Source organism: Streptomyces sp. UF-297 (genome assembly GCF_058245575.1).
In genome coordinates this window covers 25,390-49,368 of sequence record NZ_JBSIBZ010000075.1, presented here as the reverse complement: position 1 = coordinate 49,368, position 23,979 = coordinate 25,390, and the positions used below count along the sequence as shown (strand labels likewise).

Sequence of the window (23,979 nt, the reverse complement as noted above, 5' to 3'; positions counted from 1 at the left end):
AGATGTGATAAGAGACAGCCGTACGACCGAGGTCGTACGGGCATCTCTCATGAGCTCGCGGCTCGCAGCTCCGAAGAGCTACCGGGTCTCCCCGGACGTCCAGTAACGGAATTACTTGACGACCTTGGTGACCTGGCCGGCGCCGACGGTACGGCCGCCCTCACGGATGGTGAAGCGCAGGCCCTCCTCCATGGCGACGGGCTGGATCAGCGAGACGTTCATGGTGGCGTTGTCGCCAGGCATGACCATCTCGGTGCCCTCCTGCAGGGTCACAACACCGGTCACGTCAGTCGTACGGAAGTAGAACTGCGGACGGTAGTTGTTGAAGAACGGGGTGTGGCGGCCACCCTCGTCCTTCGACAGGATGTAGGCCGTGGCCTCGAACTCGGTGTGCGGGGTGACCGAACCCGGCTTGATGATGCACTGGCCGCGCTCGACGTCCTCGCGCTTGATGCCGCGGAGCAGCAGACCGACGTTCTCACCGGCCTGGCCCTCGTCGAGCAGCTTGCGGAACATCTCGATACCGGTGACCGTGGTGGTGGTCTTCTCGGTCTTGATGCCGATGATGTCGACGGTCTCGTTGACCTTCAGGACACCGCGCTCGATGCGGCCGGTGACGACGGTGCCACGACCGGTGATCGTGAAGACGTCCTCGATCGGCATCAGGAACGGCTGGTCGACGTCACGCTTCGGCTCCGGGACGTTCTCGTCCACGGCCTTCATCAGCTCGACGACGGTCTTGGTCCACTCCGGGTCGCCCTCGAGCGCCTTGAGAGCGGAGACCTTGACGACCGGCAGGTCGTCGCCCGGGAACTCGTACTCCGAGAGCAGCTCACGGACCTCGAGCTCGACGAGCTCCATGATCTCCTCGTCGTCCACCATGTCGGCCTTGTTCAGGGCGACAACGATGTACGGAACGCCGGACTGGCGGGCCAGGAGCACGTGCTCCTTGGTCTGCGGCATCGGGCCGTCGGTCGCGGCGACCACGAGGATCGCGCCGTCCATCTGGGCGGCACCGGTGATCATGTTCTTGATGTAGTCCGCGTGACCCGGGCAGTCAACGTGGGCGTAGTGACGGTTGGCCGTCTGGTACTCCACGTGCGCGATGGAGATGGTGATACCGCGCTGCCGCTCCTCCGGCGCCTTGTCGATGTCCTCGAACGGCGTGAAGGGGTTCAGGTCGGGGAACTCGTCATGCAGCACCTTGGTGATCGCCGCGGTAAGGGTCGTCTTACCGTGGTCGACGTGACCGATGGTGCCGATGTTGACGTGCGGCTTAGTCCGCTCGAACTTCGCCTTCGCCACTGGGGTCCTCCTGGAGAGTGGTTCTGTACGCCTTACTCATCGGCGCCAGGTGATCTTTGCTGGGGTGCCGGCCGGGGGGCATTCCTCACGGAACGCGGGGAATGCCCCGTCAGCCGGTGTCAAGCCTAAAGCGTGTTCCGGATCCGGAGAGACGGAAGCTTATTCGCCCTTGGCCTTCGCGATGATCTCCTCGGCGACGTTCCGCGGAACCTCGGCGTAGGAGTCGAACTGCATCGAGTAGCTCGCGCGACCCGACGTCTTGCTGCGGAGGTCTCCGACGTAGCCGAACATCTCCGAGAGCGGAACCAGGCCCGTGACGAGCTTGGCGCCGCTGCGGTCCTCCATGGACTGGATCTGACCACGGCGGGAGTTGATGTCGCCGATCACGTCGCCCATGTAGTCCTCGGGCGTGGTGACCTCGACCTTCATCATCGGCTCGAGCAGGGCCGGGGAGGCCTTGCGCGCGGCCTCCTTGAAGGCCATCGAACCGGCGATCTTGAAGGCCATCTCGGAGGAGTCGACCTCGTGGAAGGCACCGTCGAGCAGCGTGACCTTGACGCCGGTCAGCGGGTAGCCGGCGAGAACACCGAACTCCATGGCCTCCTGGCAGCCCGCGTCCACGGACGGGATGTACTCCCGCGGGATACGGCCACCGGTGACCTTGTTCTCGAACTCGTACCCGTCGCCCTCGAGCGGCGCGATGGCGATCTGCACCTTCGCGAACTGGCCGGAACCACCAGTCTGCTTCTTGTGCGTGTAGTCGAGGCGCTCGACCGGCTTGCGCAGCGTCTCGCGGTACGCGACCTGCGGCTTGCCGACGTTGGCCTCGACCCGGAACTCACGGCGCATACGGTCGACCAGCACGTCGAGGTGCAGCTCGCCCATACCCGCGATGATGGTCTGGCCGGTCTCCTCGTCGGTGTGAACCTGGAAGGAGGGGTCCTCCTCGGCGAGGCGCTGGATGGCGACACCCAGCTTCTCCTGGTCGCCCTTGGACTTGGGCTCAATGGCGACCTGGATGACCGGGGCCGGGAACTCCATCGACTCCAGGATCACCGGCTGGCCCGCGTCGCAGAGGGTCTCACCGGTGGTGGTCTGCTTCAGACCCATGACGGCGACGATGTCACCGGCACCCACCGACTCGATCTCCTCACGCTTGTTCGCGTGCATCCGGTAGATCTTGCCGATGCGCTCCTTCTTGCCCTTGACGGAGTTCTGCACCTGCGTGCCGGACTCCAGGCGACCCGAGTAGACCCGGATGAAGGTGAGCTTGCCCAGGTGGGGGTCGCTCGCGATCTTGAAGGCCAGGGCGGCCAGCGGCTCGTCGTCGGACGGCTTGCGCTTGACGACCTCCTCCGGGTCGTTGACCGCGTGGCCCTCGATGGCCTCGACGTCCAGCGGGGAGGGGAGGTAGCGCACGACCGCGTCGAGCAGGGGCTGAACGCCCTTGTTCTTGAACGCGGTACCGCAGAACACCGGGGTGACGGTGGTGACGTCGGCCTTGCCGGAGGCGATGGTGATACGGCGGATCGCCGCGTACAGCTGCTCCTCGGAGGGCTCCTGGCCCTCGAGGTACAGCTCCATCATCTCTTCGTCGTTCTCGGCGACGGTCTCCAGCAGCTTGCCGCGCCACTCGTCGGCCGCCTCGAGGTGCGTGTCCGGGATGTCGACGACGTCGTACATCTCGCCCTTGGCAGCCTCGGCGGACCAGACCAGGGCCTTCATGCGGACCAGGTCCACAACGCCCTTGAAGTCCATCTCGGTGCCGATGGGCAGCTGCATCACGATCGGGGTCGCGCCGAGGCGGTCCGTGATCATGTCGACGCAGCGGTGGAACTCAGCACCGGTCCGGTCGAGCTTGTTGACGAAGCAGATACGCGGAACGCCGTAGCGGTCCGCCTGACGCCACACGGTCTCGGACTGGGGCTCAACGCCGGCGACGCCGTCGAACACCGTCACCGCACCGTCGAGCACGCGCAGGGAGCGCTCCACCTCGACGGTGAAGTCGACGTGCCCCGGGGTGTCGATGATGTTGATGGTGTGGTCGACGTTCTCCAGCGGCCAGTGGCAGGTGGTGGCAGCAGAGGTGATCGTGATGCCACGCTCCTGCTCCTGCTCCATCCAGTCCATGGTGGCTGCGCCGTCGTGGACTTCACCGATCTTGTACGAAACACCGGTGTAGAACAGGATCCGCTCGGTGGTGGTCGTCTTGCCCGCGTCGATGTGGGCCATGATCCCGATGTTGCGGACCTTGGCCAGGTCAAGCGAAGTGGTAGCCATAAGGCTTCAGTCTTCTCTCGGTCTCGATGTGGGTTGCGACTACCAGCGGTAGTGCGCGAAGGCCTTGTTGGACTCGGCCATCTTGTGCGTGTCCTCGCGCTTCTTGACCGAAGCGCCGAGGCCGTTCGAGGCGTCCAGCAGCTCGTTCATGAGGCGCTCGGTCATGGTCTTCTCGCGGCGGGCGCGGGAGTAGCCCACGAGCCAGCGCAGCGCCAGGGTCGACGCGCGACCCGGCTTGACCTCGACCGGAACCTGGTAGGTCGCGCCACCGACACGGCGGGACTTGACCTCGAGGGTCGGCTTGATGTTCTCCAGCGCGCGCTTGAGCGTGATGACCGGGTCGTTGCCGGTCTTCTCGCGCAGGCCCTCCATGGCGCCGTAAACGATGCGCTCGGCGGTGGAGCGCTTTCCGTTCAGCAGCACCTTGTTGATGAGGGAGGTCACCAGAGGAGAGTTGTAGACCGGGTCGATGATGACCGGGCGCTTCGGGGCGGGGCCCTTACGAGGCATTCTTACTTCTCCTTCTTGGCGCCGTAGCGGCTGCGAGCCTGCTTGCGGTTCTTGACGCCCTGCGTGTCGAGGGAGCCGCGGATGATCTTGTACCGAACACCCGGCAGGTCCTTCACACGACCGCCACGCACGAGCACGATCGAGTGCTCCTGCAGGTTGTGGCCCTCACCCGGAATGTAAGCGGTGACCTCGATCCCGCTGGTCAGACGCACACGCGCGACCTTACGCAGGGCCGAGTTCGGCTTCTTCGGGGTGGTCGTGAAAACACGCGTGCAGACGCCACGGCGCTGGGGCGAACCCTCGAGCGCGGGCGTCTTGTTCTTCTCGACCTTGTCCTGCCGGCCCTTGCGGACCAGCTGCTGGATCGTAGGCACCGTTTCTCCGGTTTCTGTGTGCCAGTCTCGGTAAAGCTAACCTGGAACTTCGCCGACCCACGAGGTCGGGTGTGTCGAATGCTGCAGACCCCTCGCTGGAACGAGGAGGGCGGCAGATTGCGGTGTCGAGACCCGGCTTCCGCACGGAGGGCATCTGATGGCCTGGGCCATGAGTGCACGCGCGGCAGCCCAGGGACACCCCAGGCACAAGGTCAGAGCGTACCTAGCGCATCGGCTGCGGTCAAAACAAATGCACACGCGTAGGACACGCCGGGCCCTTGCGGCGCTGCGGTCACCGTAATGGGATATGGGGCCGTACGGAAGGAGGCGTCACTCCCCCGTGGCGGCCCCGCCGTCAGCCGCTGCCCACCACCGCGATCATGGCGACGAACAGCAGCAGCGCCCAGCCCGCGATGCTCAGCCAGCCCAGCACCAGCCCCGCCACCGCCTGGCCGTCGCCCGCCTCGCCGGTGCGCCGGATCTCCGCTCTGGCCTTGTGGCCGAGGATCACCGCGGGGATGCCCGTCAGCCCGCCGGTCACGAACGTCAGGATGCCGCAGACCAGCGAACCGGTGGCCGCGCCGTTGGTCGCCACCGGCGGCGGCATGGGCATGAAGGTGGGCGGCACCACCGGCCGCGGCGCGAAGTTCGCCTGCGGTACGGGCCCTTGGGGCAGATCGGAGACCAGCAGCTGGAGCTCGCCGTGGGTCTGCGCCTGATAGGCGCGGGTGATGCGCTGCTCGTACTCGGACTGCGGGAGCCGGCCCTCCGCGAACCCGGCCTTGAGCACATCGACCGCACGCTCGCGGTCGGCGTGCGAGGCCCGCATCGCCGGTGCACCGTTCGACGGCTGAGCGGGCTGCCCGCCCTGCCACGGCTGGAACGCCACCTCGACCACCTCCCCCAACTCTTCAGGCCTGTACCCATCATCCAGCACGCACCGGGCGATCGCACGGTTCCCCATCCGGTCACCGCGTGCTCAACTACAGTAAGTCAGCCGAGATTCGGGGGATTCCATGGCGATGGCGGGCAATCACGGGTTCGTACATGACATGGCACGGCCAACACCGTCGCCATCCGACCACTGGGGGCACGGCCACACCCTGGACGACCGGGTGCCCTTCCTGGCCCGCCTGGAGCACGAGGACCGGGCCGCCCTGCTGGGCCTGGGGCGCCCGCTGCGCTACGGCCCGCGCTCGCTCCTGCTGCGCCAGCACGAACCCTCCACCCACATCCTGCTGGTCCTCAGCGGCTGGACCAAGGTCACCAGCTCCGCCGCCAACGGCTACGAGGCGCTGCTGGCGCTGCGCGGCCCGGGCGACATCGTCGGGGAGTCCGCCGCCCTGAGCGGCAGGCCCCGCTCCGCGACCGTGACGGCGCTGGAGGAGGTCGAGGCCGTCGCCGTGGACAAGGACCGCTTCACCGCGTACCTGACGGGGACCCCGTGCGCGGCGCTGCGATTACTGGGCCTGACCACCGACCGGATGCGCTCAAGTGACCGAAGGCGGCTGGAGTTCGCCGCGCTGAGCGTCCGCGAGCGCCTGGCCATCCTGCTGCTGGACCTCGCCCGTACCCATGGCGAGCGGGTCGAGGACGGCGTACGGCTCACCGCGGGCCTGAGCCAGTACGAACTCGCCGGTTCGGTGGGCGCCTCCCGTGAGGCGGTGGCCCGCCTGCTGAAGGAACTGCGCCAGCGCGGCATCGTCGTCACCAGCCGCCGCGGCCTGGTCCTGGTCCGCCCCGAACAGCTGCGCCGCATCGGCCGCGGCGGCTGACCTGCCGCTGCGCACGCTCTGTGCACACGGTCACAGTTCCTGTGTGCCGGGCGCCATCCCGCCCCGCTGCGCGCTGCGCCACGGTTGCGCTCTGACGGACCGGCCGGCGAGAGGCGACCATGAGCGACCCCGTGAACCGCACCATCCTTGTCCTGGACATCGAGCAGTTCGGCAGGCGTGACGACGTGGAGCAGGCCTTCCTGCGCCGCACGCTCTACGACATCGTCGAGGACACCCTGGCCGCCGCCGGGGTCGAGCGCACCCAGCAGTACCGCGAGGACCGCGGCGACGGCGTGATCATCCTGATCAGCGCCGAGGTCTCCAAGGTCGCGCTGCTGCGCTCGCTGCTGACCACCACCCCCGGCCTGCTGCACAACTACAACCGGTTCGCCGCCAGCAGCACCCAGCTGCGGCTGCGCGTCGTACTGGCCGCGGGCGAGATCGCCCTGGACCCCAGGGGCGGCGTCAGCGGCGGCATCGTCGGCCACGACCTCAACCAGGCCTGCCGGCTGCTGGACGCCGCCGAACTGCGGACCGCGCTGCGCCGGGACCCTGCGGCGCACACCGCGCTGTGCGTGTCCGACGCCGTCTACCGGGGCATCGTCCGCCACGGGCACGCAGGGCTGCGCCCCGAGGCCTTCTCGCCGGTCACCGTCGCCGCCAAGGAGGGCCCGCTGACGGCCTGGCTGTACGGCCCGCCGCTCCAGGAGGGCCCCGCGCCCGGCGCCGTACCCGAGGCCACCGCGCCCGCGGAAGGCCCCGTACGCCCGCGCCAGGACGGTCCCGCGGCCACCGCGCCGACGGGCGGTGTCGTCCTGAACTTCCACGGCACCCCCACGATCGGCGGCAGCGTCGTCACCGGCGACCAGCACGGCGTCTCCGGCGGCCAGGTCACCGGCGATGTGATCCTGGGCAGCACGGACCGCGGGGAGCACCGGTGAGCGCGGCCGAGACCGAGGACCAGCACCCACAGCAGCCCTCCCCCGAACAGCCCGCCCCGGACGCCGCCGAGCCCGCCGAGGAGGCCGACCAGCCGCAGGACGCCTGGGCGGCCCGCCGCGACCTGTACCGGCACAGCCCCGGCATCATGCTCGACGCCGCCTCCTCCTTCGGCGGCTCACTGGTCGCCGCAGACCAGCACGGGGTCAGCGGCGGCCGGGTCGCCGGCGACGTCATCATGGGCAGCAAGACCGAGATCCACTACCGGGGCCCGGCCGGTCCCCACCATGCCTCCGGCGACCTCCCGCCCGATGTCGTGACCCGGCTGACCAGCGTCTTCGCCGAGAGCGAGGCCTTTGCCCCGGCCCTGGAACAGCTGCGCAGCGACCGCGTGGTGGTGCTCAGCGGCCCCCGCTTCACCGGCCGGCGCACCGCCGCGCTGATGCTGCTGCACCGCCTGGGCGTCAGCCCCGTACGCGTCCTGGACCCCGCCACCTCCCCCACCGACCTGGCCCGGCAGCTGGACAGCGCCCGCGGATACCTGCTGTACGACCTGGTCACCCACCGCGACCGGCCGCTGCGCGAGCACCATCTGCGCGCCGTCCAGGAGCAGTTGGCCCAGCACCAGGGGCATCTGGTGATCACTGTCGGGCCGCAGGCGGCGCTGGACGACTCCGTACGGGCCGTGGAGTGGCGGCCCCCGCCGCCCGAGGACGTGCTCCGCGCCCAGCTGCGCGACCTGGTCGGCGACGGCGCGCAGGAGGCGGAGCTGCTGGGCCTGCGGCCCACGGTGGACTTCCTGGCCCGCGGCCACCAGCTGCGCGAGGTCACCGCCTACGCCCGGGCGCTGGCCCGCTACGCCCGGCGCGAGAAGCCCCTGGAGGAGCTGGAGCGCTTCAGCCTGGCCGCCGTCGAGCAGCAGGTGCAGGAGTGGTTCGACGACGAGCACACCCTGCTGCGCGACAAGGCCTTCCTCGTCTCGCTGGCCTCCTTCCACGAAGCGCCCTACGCGCTGACCGCCGAGCTGACCGACGTGCTGTACGCCCTGCTGCAGAAGACCGAGGACCCCGTGGCCGTGCCGCGCATCCCCGTCTTCGGCACCTCGATCGCCAAGCGGCTCCAGCTGGCCCGCGCCCGGACCTACGAGGAGGACGAGGACACCGACTGGGGGCCGGTCCCCCAGCTCAAGTCCCGCTTCTGCGACGAGCGCGCCCCGCTGGTGCTGCTGCGCGAGGTGTGGACGGGGCACCCCTCGGCCCGCCCCGCACTGGTCGGCTGGCTCAAGGTGCTCGCGGACGACGGACGCACCCTGGTGCGTACCCGAGCGGCGGCCACCGCGGCCGTACTCGCCGTCGCCGATCTGCCCTCGGCCATGGCGCTGCTCATCGAGCCCTGGGCGCGGGCGCTGCGCTACCGCTTCCGCCTGGCGGCCGCGGGCGCCCTCACCCTCGCGCACCTGTCCGGCGCCCCGAACATCCCCGGCATCCTGCACGAGTGGTGCACGGGCCCCGAGGCCGACGACCGGCTGCGCTGGACCGCCGTACGCGGCTACGCGCTGCTGGGCCCCGCCTTCCCCGGCCAGGCGCTGGCCGCGCTCTCGCAGACCGCCCGCGACCTGGCCGCCGACGGCCCGGACGCGGCCGACGAGGAGCTGACCGGTGAACTCACCCAGTCCACCGAGGTGTTGCTGCTCTCGCCCGCCCGCGGCGAGGTGCTCGCCGGGCTGATCCGCTTCCTCCAGGACGAGGCGCCGGTCCGCGACCTGGCGCTCGGCGCCTTCCTGAGCGCCTGCACCCGCACCGTGGACGACGCCGAGGGCGGCCGCCCCGAGCTTCTCCAGTGGCACGCCCGGGCCGTATCGGCGCACGACAGCGAGGACGACCGGCATCTGGCCGCGCTGTGGCGGGCCGCCCTGGGCGACCGCGGGCACACCACGGCCGCGCTGGAGCGGCTGCGCGACTGGGTACGCCAGGCCGAGGACGACCCGGGCTCCGAGAAGGCCCTGGCGGCGCTGCTTCCCGCGCTGGCCGTCACCGGGCCGGACCACCAGCGCCTCGGCCACCTGCTGCGCACCCTGCCCGGCGCCGACGGCGGCCCGCCCCCGCAGGCCGCCGCCCGCCTGGCGCGCGTACTGGCCCCGCACTGACCCCACGCACGCCCCAGCACGCCCTGGCGCGTCCCTGAACAGCCGAGGAGATGAGCACGATGGCGGACTTCCGCCGCCCGCCCGAATGGCAGCAACCGGCCGACCGGCACACCGAGTTGACCGACCCCGTCCTGACCGTACGACAGCTCTCGCGCTGGGAGTCCCTGACCCGCAGGAGCACCCCCCGGATCGACAGCGCCCTGGTCTTCGTCACCGCCGCCGGCGGCTCGGCCACGTATCTGCCGCCGCGCCGGCCCAGCCGCTCTCAGATCGCCGCCCAGCGGTACACCGCCGTGTACGAGGTGGACATGGGTGTGCATCCCGTGCGCGTGGAACTGGCGCTGCCCAGCGACAACGACGCCTTCGAGTTCACCGCGACCGTGGAGGTGTCCTGGCAGGTCGAAGAGCCCGCCCTGTTCGTGGCCAGCGGCGAGCGCGACGTACCGGCCCTGATCACGGGCCATCTGCAGCAGCTGATACGGCCGGTGGGCCGGCGCTTCCCCGTCGAGCAGAGCCCGGCGGCCGAGCGGGCCGCGCTCCAGGCGGTGGCGCAGGCCGGACAGTTCGCGGCGGCCATCGGCCTGCGGGTGACCTGTGCCGTACGGGTCCGCTTGGACGACGCGGCCATCGCCCACCACCGCGAGCTGCGCGCCATCCGCTACGCCGACCAGAAGCTGGACCCCGAGCACGCGCTGCGGATGCGCGAGGACCGCCTGAACGCCGACCGCGCCCTGGAACAGGGCAGACAGCAGCACGAACTGGCCATGCAGCAGCAGAACCTGAGCCACGAGCACGCGCTGCTGGCGGGCCGTCAGGAGATCGAGCTCCAGGGGATCGAGGCCGAGAAGATCACCTTCTACCGCTACCACCTGGAGCAGAACGGGGTCGCCGCCTGGGCCTTCCACCTGGCCCGGCACCCCGAGGACTCCCGGCTGGTCATGGAGCACCTGCGCGAGGACGAACTGCAGCTCGTCAGGAACCAGATGGAGCTGGCCACCGCGGTGCTCAAGGGCGACGCGCTGGAGGAGTACCAGATGGAGGAGCCCAGGCGGCTCGCCCTCCAGGTGCTCAAGGAGCGGCTCGACCAGCAGGTGCTGGGGCGCGCGGCGCCTCCCGTGGCGCACGAGGGCGCCCTGCCCGCAGGCCCGCCCCCCGCTCCTGCCGCTCCCCCGGCCCCGGACGCCCCGTGACCGCCGGGCCCGGCGCCGCCCGCGCGCCCGTGGACCCGCCCGCGCCCGGACCCGTACGCCAGGCGCCCGGCGAGCAGGCCGGCACCCAGCTGCTCGCCGAGCTGCGCGCCGAGATCGCCCGCGCCGACAGCAAGGCATCCGTCCTGGTCGGCATGCTCGGCATGTCGACGGGGGTGATCGGCGGGCTGCTGGCGGGCCGCGACTGGAGCCCGGCGCAGCTCGCGGCACCGGCCGCGGCGGCGCTGTGGCTGGGCGCCGCGGCCCTGGCCGTGTCCCTGCTCGCCCTGCTGATGGCGGTCCTGCCGCGCTACGGGCCCAGCACCTGGCGCCCCGGCCACCCGCTCACCTACTTCGGCGACATCCAACAGGCCGCGCACCACGAGGAGTTGGCGCGCGCCCTGGCCGACACCGAACGCGACCCGGTGACCGGCCTGATCGACGCCCTGACCCACAACAGCCGCATCGTCGGCAGCAAGCACCGGTGGATCCGCATCGGCCTGGCCACGTACTGCGCCGGCACGATGCTGCTGCCCGGGGCCCTGCTCGCCGGCTGACCCGCCCGCGGAAGGAGCACCATGTCCCAGCCGTACGAACCCCGCTGTCCCGAGCCCGGCGAACCCCGCTACCCCGAGCCCCACTACCCCGCCCCCGAGCACACCCCGCCCGCCGCCACGGGCCCCAAGCCACCGCCACCACCCCCGGCCCAGCCACCCCGGACCCACCCGCACCACATGGACTTCCCGCAGCGCCGCATCCACCTCTCCGAGCACCAGCGCGGCGCCGACGCCACCGCCATGGGCCAGCTCCTGCTGTACGTACCGAGCTTCCTGGTCAGCCTGGCGCTGGTGGCGGGCCTGTCCTACACCCTGCTCCCGGACGTCGGCTGGCTGCTGCCCGCGCTGTGGCTGGCCTCCGGCGCGCTCGCCTTCCACCGCCCCGCCGAGAGCTCCTTCGCGCGTCACATACTGGGGCTGCGCTACCCCACCCCCGAGGAGCTGGAGCGGCTGCGCCCCGTCTGGCGCGAGGTCACCGCCCGCGCGGGCGTCGACGGCAGCACCTACGAGCTGTGGATCGAGGACAGCGAGGACCTCAACGCCTACGCCGCCGCGGGCCACATCGTCGGCGTCACCGCCTTCTCGCTCAACCGCCTGCCCAGCGGCCAGCTCGCCGCCGTCCTCGCCCACGAGCTGGGCCACCACACCGGCGGCCACGCCTGGTCCTCGCTGCTGGGCTACTGGTACGCCCTGCCGGGCCGGCTGGCCTGGGCCGGCCTGCGCTGGGCCGCCCGCCTCGCCCTCCTGATCGCGAGCCACATCTCGCTCGCCGCGACCGGCATCCTCTTCCTGGTCCTGGGCGGCCTGCTGATCACCTTCGCGTTCTCCGTGTGGTTCCTCGTCCTGCCGCTGGTGATCGCGCCCTACCTGCTGGCGGCCGTCGGGCGCCGCGCCGAGCTGCGCGCCGACCGGCACGCCGCAGCCCTCGGCTTCGCCCCGATGCTCGCCGAGGTCCTGCACACCCTGCACGCGGACGAACTGGAGGCGGCGCGCACCGCCCCCGCCAGCGCCATGGCGGGCACCCGCCGCCCCGGGCTGCTGACCAAGCTGCTCTCCAGCCACCCCGAGTACCACACTCGGCTGCACCACCTCCAGCCGTACCTGCGCCCCACCCGCTGAACCGCCGGCCGCACCACACGCCGCAAACGCCGCAGGGCGGCCACCCCGAGTGGGGTGACCGCCCTGCCGAGCGCCTGCGGGCTTACTGGTTGTACGGACCGTAGTCGTAGTCCTCCAGCGGAACAGCCTGGCCCGAACCCGTCCCGAAGGGCGAGTAGTCGATGTCGTCGTAGCCGACGGCCGAGTACATCGCGGCCTTGGCCTCCTCGGTCGGCTCGACCCGGATGTTGCGGTAGCGGGACAGGCCCGTACCGGCCGGGATGAGCTTACCGATGATGACGTTCTCCTTGAGGCCGATCAGGGAGTCCGACTTGGCGTTGATCGCCGCGTCGGTCAGAACCCGGGTCGTCTCCTGGAAGGACGCCGCCGACAGCCACGACTCGGTGGCCAGCGAAGCCTTGGTGATACCCATCAGCTGCGGACGGCCGGAGGCCGGGTGGCCACCCTCCGCCACAACGCGACGGTTCTCGCTCTCGAACTTCGAGCGCTCCACCAGCTCGCCCGGCAGCAGCTCCGCGTCGCCGGACTCGATGATCGTCACACGGCGCAGCATCTGCCGGATGATGATCTCGATGTGCTTGTCGTGGATCGCCACGCCCTGGCTGTTGTAGACCTTCTGGACTTCGCCGACCAGGTGGACCTGGACCGCACGCTGGCCCAGGATGCGCAGCACGTCGTGCGGGTTGGCGGTACCCACGGTCAGCGGCTGGCCGACCTCGACGTGGTCGCCCTCGCCCACCAGCAGACGGGCACGCTTGGAGACGCCGTAAGCCGTCTCGTCGCTGCCGTCGTCCGGCGTGACGATGACCTTCTTGGTCTTCTCGGTCTCCTCGATACGGACGCGGCCGGCCGCCTCCGAGATCGGGGCGACACCCTTGGGCGTACGGGCCTCGAAGAGCTCGACGACACGCGGCAGACCCAGGGTGATGTCGTCACCGGCCACACCACCGGTGTGGAAGGTACGCATCGTCAGCTGGGTACCGGGCTCACCGATGGACTGGGCCGCGATGATGCCGACGGCCTCACCGATGTCGACCAGCTTGCCGGTGGCCAGCGAGCGGCCGTAGCAGAAGGCACAGGTGCCGACCGCGGACTCACAGGTCAGGACCGAGCGGGTCTTGACCTCCTCGACGCCGTGCGCGACCAGCTGGTCGATGAGCACGTCACCCAGGTCGACGTTGGCCGGGCCGATGACCTTGCCGTCCACGACGACGTCCTCGGCCAGCATCCGCGCGTACACGGAGGACTCGACGTCGTCCGCCTTGCGCAGGATGCCGTCCGCGCCCTTGGAGGCGATCCGCAGCTTGAGACCGCGCTCGGTGCCGCAGTCCTCCTCGCGAATGATGACGTCCTGGGAGACGTCGACCAGACGACGGGTGAGGTAACCGGAGTCGGCGGTACGCAGGGCGGTGTCCGCCAGACCCTTACGGGCACCGTGGGTGGAGATGAAGTACTCCAGCACGGACAGACCCTCGCGGAACGAGGCCTTAATGGGACGCGGGATGGTCTCGTTCTTCGCGTTCGACACCAGACCACGCATACCCGCGATCTGCCGCATCTGCATCATGTTTCCTCGGGCACCCGAGTCGACCATCATGAAGATGGGGTTGGTCTTGGGGAAGTTCTCATTCATCGCCTCGGCAACCTCGTTGGTCGCCTTGGTCCAGATGTTGATGAGCTCCTGCGTGCGCTCGTCCTTGGTGATCAGACCGCGCTCGTACTGCTTCTGGACCTTCTCGTCCTGGGCCTCGTAGCCCGCGACGATGGCCTTCTTGGCCTCCGGCACGACGATGTCGGACACCGCGACGGTGACACCGGAACGGGTCGCCCAGTGGAAACCGGCCGCCTTCAGGTTGTCCAGGGTCGCCGCGACGATGACCTTCGGGTAGCGCTCGGCCAGGTCGTTGACGATCGCGGAGAGCTGCTTCTTGCCCACCGAGTAGTCGACGAACGGGTAGTCCTCGGGCAGCAGCTCGTTGAAGAGCGCGCGGCCCAGGGTCGTACGCAGCCGGAAGCTGTCACCCTGCTGCCACTCGGGCTCGCCCTCCTCCGGGGCCGGCGGGGTCCAGCCACGGGGCGGGACGGTGCCGATCGGGAAGCGGATGTCGACCTTGGCCTGCAGCGAGAGCTCGCGGGCGTCGAAGGCCATGATGGCCTCGGCGACCGAGCCGAACGCCCGGCCCTCGCCCTTGACCTCGCGCTCCTCCTCGTCGGTGGTGAGGAAGAACAGACCGAGCACCATGTCCTGGGTCGGCATGGTGACCGGACGGCCGTCGGCCGGCTTGAGGATGTTGTTCGAGGACAGCATCAGGATGCGGGCCTCGGCCTGCGCCTCCGCGGACAGCGGCAGGTGCACGGCCATCTGGTCACCGTCGAAGTCCGCGTTGAACGCGGTGCAGACGAGCGGGTGAATCTGAATGGCCTTGCCCTCGACCAGCTGCGGCTCGAAGGCCTGGATGCCCAGGCGGTGCAGGGTGGGAGCACGGTTCAGCAGAACCGGGTGCTCGGCGATGACCTCTTCGAGGACGTCGTAGACGACCGTGCGGCCGCGCTCGACCATCCGCTTGGCGCTCTTGATGTTCTGCGCGTGGTTCAGGTCGACCAGGCGCTTCATCACGAACGGCTTGAAGAGCTCCAGCGCCATGGCCTTGGGCAGACCGCACTGGTGCAGCTTCAGCTGCGGACCGACGACGATGACGGAACGCGCGGAGTAGTCCACACGCTTACCGAGCAGGTTCTGACGGAAACGGCCCTGCTTACCCTTCAGCATGTCGCTGAGGGACTTCAGCGGGCGGTTACCGGGACCGGTGACCGGGCGGCCGCGGCGGCCGTTGTCGAACAGCGCGTCGACGGCCTCCTGCAGCATCCGCTTCTCGTTGTTCACGATGATCTCGGGCGCACCGAGGTCAAGGAGACGCTTGAGGCGGTTGTTGCGGTTGATGACGCGGCGGTACAGGTCGTTCAGGTCGGAGGTCGCGAAGCGGCCACCGTCCAGCTGCACCATCGGACGCAGGTCCGGCGGGATGACCGGGATGCAGTCCAGCACCATGCCGTTGGGGCTGTTGCGGGTCTGCAGGAACGCGGAGACGACCTTGAGGCGCTTGAGCGCACGGGTCTTCTTCTGGCCCTTGCCGGTACGGATGATCTCGCGGAGCTTCTCGGCCTCTTCGTCGAGGTCGAAGGACTCCAGGCGCTTCTGCAGCGCGGCCGCGCCCATGCCGCCCATGAAGTACGTGCCGAAGCGGTCACGCAGCTCGCGGTAGAGCAGCTCGTCGCCCTCCAGGTCCTGGACCTTGAGGTTCTTGAAGCGGTTCCAGACCTCGTCGAGGCGGTCGATCTCGCGCTGCGCACGGTCGCGCAGCTGCTTCATCTCACGCTCGGCGCCCTCGCGCACCTTGCGGCGCACGTCCGCCTTGGCGCCCTCGGCCTCCAGCTCGGCCAGGTCGGTCTCGAGCTTCTTGGCGCGGGCCTCGAGGTCCGCGTCACGGCGCTGCTCGATCTGCTGACGCTCGACGGAGACGTGCGCCTCCAGCGAGGGCAGGTCGCGCGTACGGCGCTCCTCGTCCACCCACGTGATCATGTAGGCGGCGAAGTAGATGACCTTCTCGAGGTCCTTGGGGGCGAGGTCCAGCAGGTAGCCCAGCCGGCTCGGAACGCCCTTGAAGTACCAGATGTGCGTGACGGGAGCGGCCAGCTCGATGTGGCCCATCCGCTCACGGCGCACCTTGGCGCGAGTGACCTCGACGCCACAGCGCTCACAGATGATGCCCTTGAAGCGGACACGCTTGTACTTGCCGCAGTAGCACTCCCAGTCCCGGGTCGGACCGAAGATCTTCTCGCAGAAGAGTCCGTCCTTTTCGGGCTTGAGGGTGCGGTAGTTGATGGTCTCCGGCTTCTTGACCTCGCCGTGGGACCACTGTCGGATGTCGTCCGCGGTCGCCAGGCCGATCCGCAGCTCGTCGAAGAAGTTGACGTCGAGCACTGTCGTCAATCCCTCTTTCAGGGTCGTGTCTCAATCATGGTCTGTACGGGTCCGGGGCGACCGGGGGCTCCTGTGAGGGAGCCCCCGGCCAGGCCCGTCAGACCTCTTCGACGCTGCTCGGCTCGCGCCGGGACAGGTCGATACCGAGCTCCTCCGCGGCGCGGAAGACGTCCTCGTCGGTGTCGCGCATCTCGATGGACATGCCGTCCGAGGACAGCACCTCCACGTTGAGGCACAGGGACTGCATTTCCTTGATGAGGACCTTGAAGGACTCAGGAATGCCGGGCTCGGGGATGTTCTCGCCCTTGACGATGGCCTCGTAGACCTTCACACGGCCGGTGACGTCGTCGGACTTGATGGTCAGCAGCTCCTGGAGGGCGTACGCGGCGCCGTAAGCCTCCAGCGCCCACACCTCCATCTCACCGAAGCGCTGGCCACCGAACTGGGCCTTACCACCCAGCGGCTGCTGGGTGATCATCGAGTACGGACCGGTCGAGCGGGCGTGCAGCTTGTCGTCGACCAGGTGGTGCAGCTTGAGGATGTACATGTACCCGATCGAGATCGGGTCCGGGAACGGCTCACCGGAGCGGCCGTCGAACAGCCGCGCCTTGCCGGTGTCCTTGACCATCCGCTCGCCGTCGCGGTTCGGGATGGTCGCGTCGAACAGACCGGCCAGCTCGTCCTCGCGCGCACCGTCGAAGACCGGGGTCGCGACGTTGGTACGGGGAGCCACGTCGTCGGCGCCGATGGCCTGCAGACGCTTCTGCCAGTCCTCGTCGCCCTCGACCTTCCAGCCCTGGCTGGCGAGCCAGCCCAGGTGGATCTCCAGGACCTGGCCCGGGTTCATTCGGGACGGGACACCGAGAGGGTTGAGGATGATGTCGACCGGGGTGCCGTCCTCCAGGAACGGCATGTCCTCGACCGGCAGGATCTTGGAGATAACACCCTTGTTGCCGTGACGGCCGGCGAGCTTGTCACCGTCGGTGATCTTGCGCTTCTGCGCGACGTACACGCGCACCAGCTGGTTCACACCGGGGGGAAGCTCGTCGCCCTCCTCGCGGTCGAAGACGCGGACGCCGATGACCTTGCCGGTCTCGCCGTGCGGCACCTTCAGCGAGGTGTCACGGACCTCACGGGCCTTCTCACCGAAGATCGCGCGCAGCAGGCGCTCCTCCGGGGTCAGCTCGGTCTCACCCTTGGGCGTGACCTTGCCGACGAGGATGTCGCCGGCGACGACCTCGGCACCGATACGGATGATGCCGCGCTCGTCGAGGTCCGCCAGGACCTCCTCGGAGACGTTCGGGATGTCCCGGGTGATCTCCTCGGGGCCGAGCTTGGTGTCACGGGCGTCGACCTCGTGCTCCTCGATGTGGATCGAGGAGAGGACGTCGTCCTGCACGAGGCGCTGCGACAGGATGATCGCGTCCTCGTAGTTGTGACCCTCCCACGGCATGAACGCCACGAGCAGGTTCTTGCCGAGCGCCATCTCGCCTTCGTCCGTGGACGGACCGTCGGCGAGGACCTGGCCCTCGATGACCCGCGCGCCCTCGTCCACGACGACCTTCTGGTTGAAGGAGGTGCCCTGGTTGGAGCGGGTGAACTTGGCGACGCGGTACGTGGTGTACGTGCCGTCGTCGTTGGCGACGGTGATGTAGTCCGCGGAGACCTCCTGGACCACACCGTCCTTCTCCGCCTTGATGACGTCACCGGCGTCGACCGCGCAGCGGTACTCCATGCCGGTGCCGACCAGCGGGGCCTCCGCCTTAATCAGCGGCACGGCCTGGCGCATCATGTTGGAGCCCATGAGCGCGCGGTTGGCGTCGTCGTGCTCGAGGAACGGAATCATGGCGGTCGCGGCCGACACCATCTGGCGCGGCGAGACGTCCATGTAGTCGACCTCTTCGCGGGTGACGAGGTCGGCCTCGCCGCCACGGCGGCGCACCAGCACACGCTGCTCGGCGAAGCGCATGTCCTCGGTCAGCGGCGCGTTGGCCTGGGCGATGATGAAGCGGTCTTCCTCATCGGCGGTGAGGTAGACGACCTCTTCGGTCACCTGGCCGTCGACGACCTTGCGGTACGGCGTCTCGATGAAGCCGAAGACGTTCACGCGGCCGTAAGAGGCCAGCGAGCCGATCAGACCGATGTTGGGACCTTCAGGGGTCTCAATCGGGCACATGCGGCCGTAGTGCGAGGGGTGCACGTCACGGACGTCCAGGCCGGCCCGCTCACGGGAGAGACCACCCGGGCCCAGCGCCGACAGACGGCGCTTGTGGGTCAGACCCGACAGCGGGTTGGTCTGGTCCATGAACTGGGACAGCTGGCTGGTGCCGAAGAACTCCTTGATGGAGGCGACGACCGGCCGGATGTTGATCAGGGTCTGCGGCGTGATCGCCTCGACGTCCTGGGTGGTCATGCGCTCACGCACGACGCGCTCCATACGGGCGAGACCCGTACGGACCTGGTTCTGGATCAGCTCGCCGACGTTGCGCAGACGGCGGTTGCCGAAGTGGTCGATGTCGTCGACCTCGACCACGATGTTGCGGCCGGACTCGCCGATCGTCTCGGTCTCGCCGGCGTGCAGCTTGACCAGGTACTTGATCGTGGCGATGACGTCATCGGTGGTCAGCACGCCCGCGTCCAGCGGCTCGTCGCCGCCGAGCTTCTTGTTGACCTTGTAGCGGCCGACCTTCGCCAGGTCGTAGCGCTTGGGGTTGAAGTACAGGTTCTCCAGCAGCGTCTGCGCGGCCTCGCGCGTCGGCGGCTCGCCCGGACGCAGCTTGCGGTAGATGTCCAGCAGCGCGTCGTCCTGGCCCTGGGTGTGGTCCTTCTCCAGGGTGGCGCGCATCGACTCGTACTCGCCGAACTCCTCGAGGATCTGCTCGGTCGTCCAACCGAGAGCCTTGAGCAGAACGGTCACCGACTGCTTGCGCTTGCGGTCGATGCGCACACCGACCATGTCGCGCTTGTCGATCTCCATCTCCAGCCAGGCACCCCGGGACGGGATGATCTTGGCGGTGAAGATGTCCTTGTCGGACGTCTTGTCGATGGAGGAGTCGAAGTAGACACCCGGCGAGCGGACCAGCTGCGACACGACGACACGCTCGGTGCCGTTGATGCAGAAGGTGCCCTTGTTGGTCATGAGCGGGAAGTCGCCCATGAAGACCGTCTGCGACTTGATCTCGCCGGTCTCGTTGTTCGTGAACTCGGCGGTGACGAAGAGCGGAGCCGCGTACGTGAAGTCGCGCTCCTTGCACTCGTCGATGGAGTTCTTCGGGGGCTCGAAGCGGTGGTCGCGGAAAGTCAGCGACATCGACCCGGAGAAGTCCTCGATCGGGGAGATCTCTTCGAAGATCTCCTCAAGACCGGACTTGGTGGGGACGTCCTGACCCGACTCCAGCGCAGCCTCGACGCGACCCTTCCATGCGGCATTGCCGAGCAGCCAGTCGAAGCTTTCGGTTTGCAGCGCAAGGAGGTTCGGAACCCCGAGGGGCTCCTTGATCTTCGCAAAAGAGATGCGCAGCGGGGCGGTGCTGTCGCCGTTGTTCGTATTGGCAGTCGAGGCGTTGCGCGAGGCGGCCAAGAGGGGGTCCTTCCGAGGGCTCGGACTCACTACGCGCGTACCGGTCCCGAACCGAGCGCACTGAGGGAAAGCCCTGGTCAGGGCAGATCATTCAGCAGTGCTCGGGCTCGAGTATGCCCCTGGTGACGGGCAGGGAGCAGCTAACAGGCAGCGCAAAGGGTCAGTGTAGCCACTTGGCACACTGATGTCCAGAGCGAGTTTCCGGAGACCGGCTCATCACCGCGATACCGATCTTCTCCCTCCGGGAGGAGGCCACCGTAGAGGCCCGCCCTTCGCTGTCTATTTCATGCCTGTCGCCAGCCCACGCGCCGAAGGCGCACATCGATACTGCCCTCTTCGCCCGCGATCCATGCCTCGGACCCCTGGATCGCTTCTGACGTCGCGTCCTGAGAATTGCGCGCTGCGTGCTGTTCGTCAAGGCCCCCCACCCCTGGGCGATCGTCACGGGGTGCACGGCCGGGCAACGAAGATCACCATACTCGCCCTGAGCCACAGAGCAACGCAGCCGTCACAGCAACGCCCAAGGGCGACCACCCGCATGGGTGATCGCCCTTGAGTCGACCTGGGTCGATGTGCGCCTGACGGCGCGCGGGTCAGCAGACCCGAAAGGTCACTTGACCTCGACGGAGGCGCCGGCGCCCTCGAGGGCCTCCTTGGCCTTCGCAGCAGCGTCCTTGGCGACCTTCTCGAGGACCGGCTTCGGGGTGCCGTCGACGAGGTCCTTGGCCTCCTTCAGACCCAGGGAGGTCAGCTCACGCACGACCTTGATGACCTGGATCTTCTTGTCGCCGGCGCCGGTGAGGATGACGTCGAACTCGTCCTGCTCCTCGGCGGCGGCGGCGTCGCCACCACCCTGACCCGGGGCAGCGGCAACGACGGCGGCCGGGGCGGCAGCGGTGACGTCGAACTTGTCCTCGAAGGCCTTCACGAACTCGGAGAGCTCGATGAGGGTCATCTCCTCGAACTGCGCGAGCAGGTCTTCCTGGCTGAGCTTCGCCATGATGGGCGATCCTTCCACTAATTCGGCTGGTGCCGGATGTACATTGCGGCGGGCGTACGTTGGGCCCGCTTCGACCGGCGCCTTATGCGGCGCAGATCAATGTGCGAGCCGAATTACTCGGCACCGCCCTGCTCGGCCTGCTTGGCACGAAGCGCCTCCGCGGTGCGGACGAACTTCGAGGGCAGCGCCTGGAAGAGCGCGGCAGCCTGCGACTGCTTGCCCTTCATGGCACCGGCCAGCTTGCTGAGCAGAACCTCGCGGGACTCGAGGTCCGCAAGCTTCTTGATCTCGTCGGCGGACAGCGCCTTGCCGTCAAGGACACCGCCCTTGATGACGAGATTCGGGTTCTCCTTGGCGAAGTCACGAAGACCCTTAGCCGCCTCGACCGGGTCACCGGTCACGAAGGCAACAGCGGTCGAGCCCTTGAGGTGCTCGTCCAGCTGAATCCCGGCCTCATTGGCCGCGATCTTGGTCAGCGTGTTCTTCACCACACGGTATTGCGCGTTGTCACCGAGCGAACGGCGCAGCTGCTTGAGCTGCGCAACGGTCAGCCCGGTGTACGAGGTCACAACAGCGGCGTTGGAGTCGCGGAACTTGCCCGCAATCTCCTCGGCAGCTGCGACCTTGTCAGGCCTCGCCATGAGCCTCGGCCTCCTTCCGGGTGATGAGGACCGCGCAGAAGGGGCTGGGCAAAACAAACGCCCCGGCGCAGGGCTCGGGGCGTGACTCGACCGAAAGGAATTCGGGAGTACATCCTTCGTCACCTGCGCAGGCCGTCCGCAGCTAGCGGATCCTTCGGCCACCACACCCGAAAAGAGCGTGGAGACAACCAGCGGTCTTTGGCTTCCCGGACACGGTACGCGAACGGTGGCGGCGCAGGCAAATCGGGCTGCCGGCACCCGCCGACCTGCGGCGGGGCCCAACAGCTTCAGGCGGTGGGGACTAGCCCAGGCCGCCCATCTTGGTGCCGTCCGAGGTCTGGTCGGCCGGCGGCTCCTGGACGTCGGCCTTGGTGCCGTAGTCGGAGTAGTAGGTGGTGTTCTCCGACGCGCCCATCTTGTTCTCGACCTTCTCCAGCTTCTTGACCAGGAGGTTGTTCTTGTCGATCCACAGGTCGATCGTCACGTTCTTGGTGCCGCTCGCCTTCAGGGCGTCCTGGTAGGCCTTCATGTCCTTCTCACTGAAGTCCTTGGAGGCCTGCATGCGGGCCACACCGGCCGCGTCCATGGTGGCGGAGAAGCGGGTGGCCTGGACGCCGCGTACGTCCTCCGTACCGACCTTCTTGGCCTGACCCGAAGCGATGATCATCGCCACCGAGCGGGGCGGGTTGTTGTTCTGCATCTGGTCCTTGAGCAGCGCGCCCACGGGCGACTGCTTGGCCAGCGCGTCGTAGTCGTACTTCACCCACGGCTTGCCGCCCAGACCGAGCTTCATGAACATCGCCTGGGGCGTGTAGAGCGCCGTCATGGGCTTGCCGCCACCGGGAACGCCCTGGGTGCTGCCCTGCCGGGTGATCTCCACGTTCATCCGCATGCCGTTGGACCAGTCCATGGAGCCCTTGGTGAGGGTGGTGGCCTCGCCGTTCTTCTGGGTGCTCTCCACCTTGGCCGAGTTCTCCTGGCCGGTCTTCTGCGAGGCCGCCTGGAGCAGCGCCAGCGGGCCCTGGGCAGCGGAGCCGCCGGCCTTGTCGCTGCCGCCGTCCTTGCCGCCACAGGCGGTCAGGCCGGCCATCATCACAACTCCCGCCACAGCGGCGGTGATTCGCATCGTGCGCACGGAGATTCCCCCTCATCAACAATCACCTTTACGACAGCAGGCGACTGTAGTCCAGGGCGGTGACAGCACATGCAGCGGGCCCCGTACCTCGATGAGGTACGGGGCCCGATCAGCACAAACGCGCTACGAGGCGTCGATCAAGGAGATCAGACGGCCTCGTCCTCGACGAGGAGGTTGCGGGTGCGGTTGGCGTCCAGCGGGATGCCGGGGCCCATCGTGGTGGTGATGGTCGCCTTCTTGATGTAGCGGCCCTTGGCGGCGGAGGGCTTGAGACGGTTGATCTCCTCCAGCGCCGCGGCGTAGTTCTCCACCAGCTTGGTCTCGTCGAAGGAGACCTTGCCGATGATGAAGTGGAGGTTCGCGTGCTTGTCCACGCGGAACTCGATCTTGCCGCCCTTGATGTCGGTGACAGCCTTGGCGACATCCGGGGTGACGGTGCCGGTCTTCGGGTTCGGCATCAGACCACGGGGACCGAGCACGCGGCCGAGGCGGCCGACCTTGCCCATGAGGTCCGGGGTGGCGACGACGGCGTCGAAGTCCAGGCGGCCCTTGGCAACCTCGTCGATCAGTTCGTCGGAGCCGACGATGTCGGCGCCAGCGGCCTCCGCGGCCGCAGCACGGTCGCCGGTCGCGAAGACCAGGACCCGGGCGGTCTTACCGGTGCCGTGCGGAAGGTTCACGGTGCCGCGGACCATCTGGTCGGCCTTGCGCGGGTCGACGCCCAGACGCATGGCAACCTCGACGGTCGCGTCGAACTTGGTCGTGGAGGTGTCCTTGGCGAGACGGACGGCCTCGAGGGGGGCGTACACGCGCTCCCGGTCGATCTTCGCGTCCGCGTTGCGAAGAGTCTTGCTGCGCTTCACTGCTGCTCCTGAGTGATGGAGATGGAGTCGTGGTGCGGGCCAGCGCCTGGCCCTACCACGGTGGCCTTACGAGGAGACTGTCAGCCCTCGACCGTGATGCCCATGGAACGGGCGGTGCCGGCGATGATCTTCGACGCGGCGTCCAGGTCGTTGGCGTTCAGGTCGGGCATCTTGGTCGTGGCGATCTCGCGGACCTGCGCCTCGGTGATCTTGGCGACCTTGGTCTTGTGCGGCTCGCCGGAGCCCTTCTCCACGCCCGCGGCCTTCAGGATGAGCTTCGCGGCCGGCGGAGTCTTCGTGACGAAGGTGAAGGAACGGTCTTCGTAGACCGTGATCTCCACCGGCACGACCATGCCACGCTGCGACTCGGTCGCGGCGTTGTAGGCCTTGCAGAACTCCATGATGTTGACGCCGTGCTGGCCCAGTGCGGGGCCGACCGGCGGGGCCGGGTTTGCGGCACCGGCCTGGATCTGGAGCTTGATAAGCCCCGTGACCTTCTTCTTCTTGGGAGGCATGCTCTCTCCGGGTCCTAGTGAGAGGTGTTTCGCCAGTCCATCCGTCCATCCGGATGGAGGCATACCGCACC

Annotated in this window: 18 protein-coding genes; 6 read left to right on the top strand and 12 right to left on the bottom strand. The window is 68.5% G+C overall.

Features of this window, described 5'->3' with window-relative positions; all coding sequences use genetic code 11:
- Positions 1-111: 111 nt before the first annotated feature.
- The 5 genes from tuf to AC4IJH_RS32650 form a co-directional block, all read right to left on the bottom strand.
- Positions 112-1,305: an elongation factor Tu gene (gene tuf / locus AC4IJH_RS32670; protein WP_490855543.1), complete on the bottom strand. Its 1,194-nt coding sequence runs from the start codon at positions 1,303-1,305 to the stop codon at positions 112-114.
- A gap of 159 nt (positions 1,306-1,464) precedes the next feature.
- A complete protein-coding gene (gene fusA, locus AC4IJH_RS32665; RefSeq protein ID WP_490855542.1) occupies positions 1,465-3,585 on the bottom strand; it encodes an elongation factor G in 2,121 nt (706 codons plus the stop codon).
- Between the two features lie 39 nt (positions 3,586-3,624).
- Positions 3,625-4,095: a 30S ribosomal protein S7 gene (gene rpsG / locus AC4IJH_RS32660; RefSeq protein ID WP_030262788.1), complete on the bottom strand. Its 471-nt coding sequence runs from the start codon at positions 4,093-4,095 to the stop codon at positions 3,625-3,627.
- 2 nt (positions 4,096-4,097) lie between these two features.
- On the bottom strand, positions 4,098-4,469 hold the full coding sequence (gene rpsL / locus AC4IJH_RS32655; RefSeq protein ID WP_003948652.1) for a 30S ribosomal protein S12: 372 nt from the start codon (positions 4,467-4,469) through the stop codon (positions 4,098-4,100).
- 355 nt (positions 4,470-4,824) lie between these two features.
- Positions 4,825-5,298 (bottom strand): DUF1707 and DUF4190 domain-containing protein, encoded by a 474-nt coding sequence (locus AC4IJH_RS32650; protein ID WP_490855546.1) that lies wholly within the window; start codon positions 5,296-5,298, stop codon positions 4,825-4,827.
- Between the two features lie 223 nt (positions 5,299-5,521).
- On the opposite strand from AC4IJH_RS32650, the gene AC4IJH_RS32645 reads away from it, so the two are divergent.
- From AC4IJH_RS32645 to AC4IJH_RS32620, 6 genes are all read left to right on the top strand, one after another.
- Positions 5,522-6,244, top strand: coding sequence for a Crp/Fnr family transcriptional regulator (locus AC4IJH_RS32645; protein WP_490855541.1), 723 nt, complete (start codon positions 5,522-5,524; stop codon positions 6,242-6,244).
- A gap of 119 nt (positions 6,245-6,363) precedes the next feature.
- Positions 6,364-7,185: a hypothetical protein gene (locus AC4IJH_RS32640; RefSeq protein ID WP_490855540.1), complete on the top strand. Its 822-nt coding sequence runs from the start codon at positions 6,364-6,366 to the stop codon at positions 7,183-7,185.
- Positions 7,182-9,329: a hypothetical protein gene (locus AC4IJH_RS32635; protein ID WP_490855539.1), complete on the top strand. Its 2,148-nt coding sequence runs from the start codon at positions 7,182-7,184 to the stop codon at positions 9,327-9,329. The genes AC4IJH_RS32640 and AC4IJH_RS32635 overlap by 4 nt, the downstream gene beginning before the upstream one ends.
- Positions 9,330-9,379: 50 nt before the next feature.
- Entirely contained in the window at positions 9,380-10,519 is a 1,140-nt protein-coding gene (locus AC4IJH_RS32630) for a PE-PGRS family protein (RefSeq protein ID WP_490855538.1), read from the top strand.
- The gene (locus AC4IJH_RS32625; protein ID WP_490855537.1) at positions 10,516-11,073 is read left to right on the top strand and encodes a Pycsar system effector family protein; all 558 of its coding nucleotides are present in this window, start codon (positions 10,516-10,518) and stop codon (positions 11,071-11,073) included. Before AC4IJH_RS32630 ends, AC4IJH_RS32625 begins: the two co-directional genes overlap by 4 nt.
- 21 nt (positions 11,074-11,094) lie before the next feature.
- On the top strand, positions 11,095-12,192 hold the full coding sequence (locus tag AC4IJH_RS32620; RefSeq protein ID WP_490855536.1) for a M48 family metalloprotease: 1,098 nt from the start codon (positions 11,095-11,097) through the stop codon (positions 12,190-12,192).
- Between the two features lie 82 nt (positions 12,193-12,274).
- On the opposite strand, the gene AC4IJH_RS32615 is transcribed toward AC4IJH_RS32620, so the two are convergent.
- The 7 genes from AC4IJH_RS32615 to rplK all read right to left on the bottom strand — a co-directional run bounded on the left by AC4IJH_RS32615 (position 12,275) and on the right by rplK (position 23,908).
- On the bottom strand, positions 12,275-16,174 hold the full coding sequence (locus AC4IJH_RS32615; protein WP_490855545.1) for a DNA-directed RNA polymerase subunit beta': 3,900 nt from the start codon (positions 16,172-16,174) through the stop codon (positions 12,275-12,277).
- Between the two features lie 97 nt (positions 16,175-16,271).
- Positions 16,272-19,754, bottom strand: coding sequence for a DNA-directed RNA polymerase subunit beta (gene rpoB, locus AC4IJH_RS32610; protein ID WP_490855535.1), 3,483 nt, complete (start codon positions 19,752-19,754; stop codon positions 16,272-16,274).
- A gap of 610 nt (positions 19,755-20,364) precedes the next feature.
- On the bottom strand, positions 20,365-20,754 hold the full coding sequence (gene rplL, locus AC4IJH_RS32605) for a 50S ribosomal protein L7/L12 (RefSeq protein ID WP_490855534.1): 390 nt from the start codon (positions 20,752-20,754) through the stop codon (positions 20,365-20,367).
- A 113-nt stretch (positions 20,755-20,867) separates the two neighbouring features.
- A complete protein-coding gene (gene rplJ, locus AC4IJH_RS32600) occupies positions 20,868-21,395 on the bottom strand; it encodes a 50S ribosomal protein L10 (RefSeq protein ID WP_490855533.1) in 528 nt (175 codons plus the stop codon).
- A gap of 301 nt (positions 21,396-21,696) precedes the next feature.
- Positions 21,697-22,521, bottom strand: coding sequence for an SCO4651 family lipoprotein (locus AC4IJH_RS32595; protein WP_490855544.1), 825 nt, complete (start codon positions 22,519-22,521; stop codon positions 21,697-21,699).
- A gap of 155 nt (positions 22,522-22,676) precedes the next feature.
- The gene (gene rplA, locus AC4IJH_RS32590; RefSeq protein WP_490855532.1) at positions 22,677-23,393 is read right to left on the bottom strand and encodes a 50S ribosomal protein L1; all 717 of its coding nucleotides are present in this window, start codon (positions 23,391-23,393) and stop codon (positions 22,677-22,679) included.
- Between the two features lie 80 nt (positions 23,394-23,473).
- Positions 23,474-23,908 carry a 50S ribosomal protein L11 gene (gene rplK / locus AC4IJH_RS32585; RefSeq protein WP_016571043.1) on the bottom strand — a complete coding sequence of 145 codons (435 nt, stop codon included), beginning with the start codon at positions 23,906-23,908 and terminating at the stop codon, positions 23,474-23,476.
- Between the last annotated feature and the right edge of the window lie 71 nt (positions 23,909-23,979).

What these genes read in the sequence shown, in the direction of transcription:
- fusA (WP_490855542.1), bottom strand. Translation starts at nt 3,585, where the DNA reads ATGGCTACCACTTCGCTTGACCTGGCCAAGGTCCGCAACATCGGGATC.
- rpsG (WP_030262788.1), bottom strand. Translation starts at nt 4,095, where the DNA reads ATGCCTCGTAAGGGCCCCGCCCCGAAGCGCCCGGTCATCATCGACCCG.
- AC4IJH_RS32650 (WP_490855546.1), bottom strand. Translation starts at nt 5,298, where the DNA reads ATGCGGGCCTCGCACGCCGACCGCGAGCGTGCGGTCGATGTGCTCAAG.
- AC4IJH_RS32645 (WP_490855541.1), top strand. Translation starts at nt 5,522, where the DNA reads ATGGCACGGCCAACACCGTCGCCATCCGACCACTGGGGGCACGGCCAC.
- AC4IJH_RS32640 (WP_490855540.1), top strand. Translation starts at nt 6,364, where the DNA reads ATGAGCGACCCCGTGAACCGCACCATCCTTGTCCTGGACATCGAGCAG.
- AC4IJH_RS32630 (WP_490855538.1), top strand. Translation starts at nt 9,380, where the DNA reads ATGAGCACGATGGCGGACTTCCGCCGCCCGCCCGAATGGCAGCAACCG.
- AC4IJH_RS32620 (WP_490855536.1), top strand. Translation starts at nt 11,095, where the DNA reads ATGTCCCAGCCGTACGAACCCCGCTGTCCCGAGCCCGGCGAACCCCGC.
- rplL (WP_490855534.1), bottom strand. Translation starts at nt 20,754, where the DNA reads ATGGCGAAGCTCAGCCAGGAAGACCTGCTCGCGCAGTTCGAGGAGATG.
- rplJ (WP_490855533.1), bottom strand. Translation starts at nt 21,395, where the DNA reads ATGGCGAGGCCTGACAAGGTCGCAGCTGCCGAGGAGATTGCGGGCAAG.
- AC4IJH_RS32595 (WP_490855544.1), bottom strand. Translation starts at nt 22,521, where the DNA reads ATGCGAATCACCGCCGCTGTGGCGGGAGTTGTGATGATGGCCGGCCTG.
- rplK (WP_016571043.1), bottom strand. Translation starts at nt 23,908, where the DNA reads ATGCCTCCCAAGAAGAAGAAGGTCACGGGGCTTATCAAGCTCCAGATC.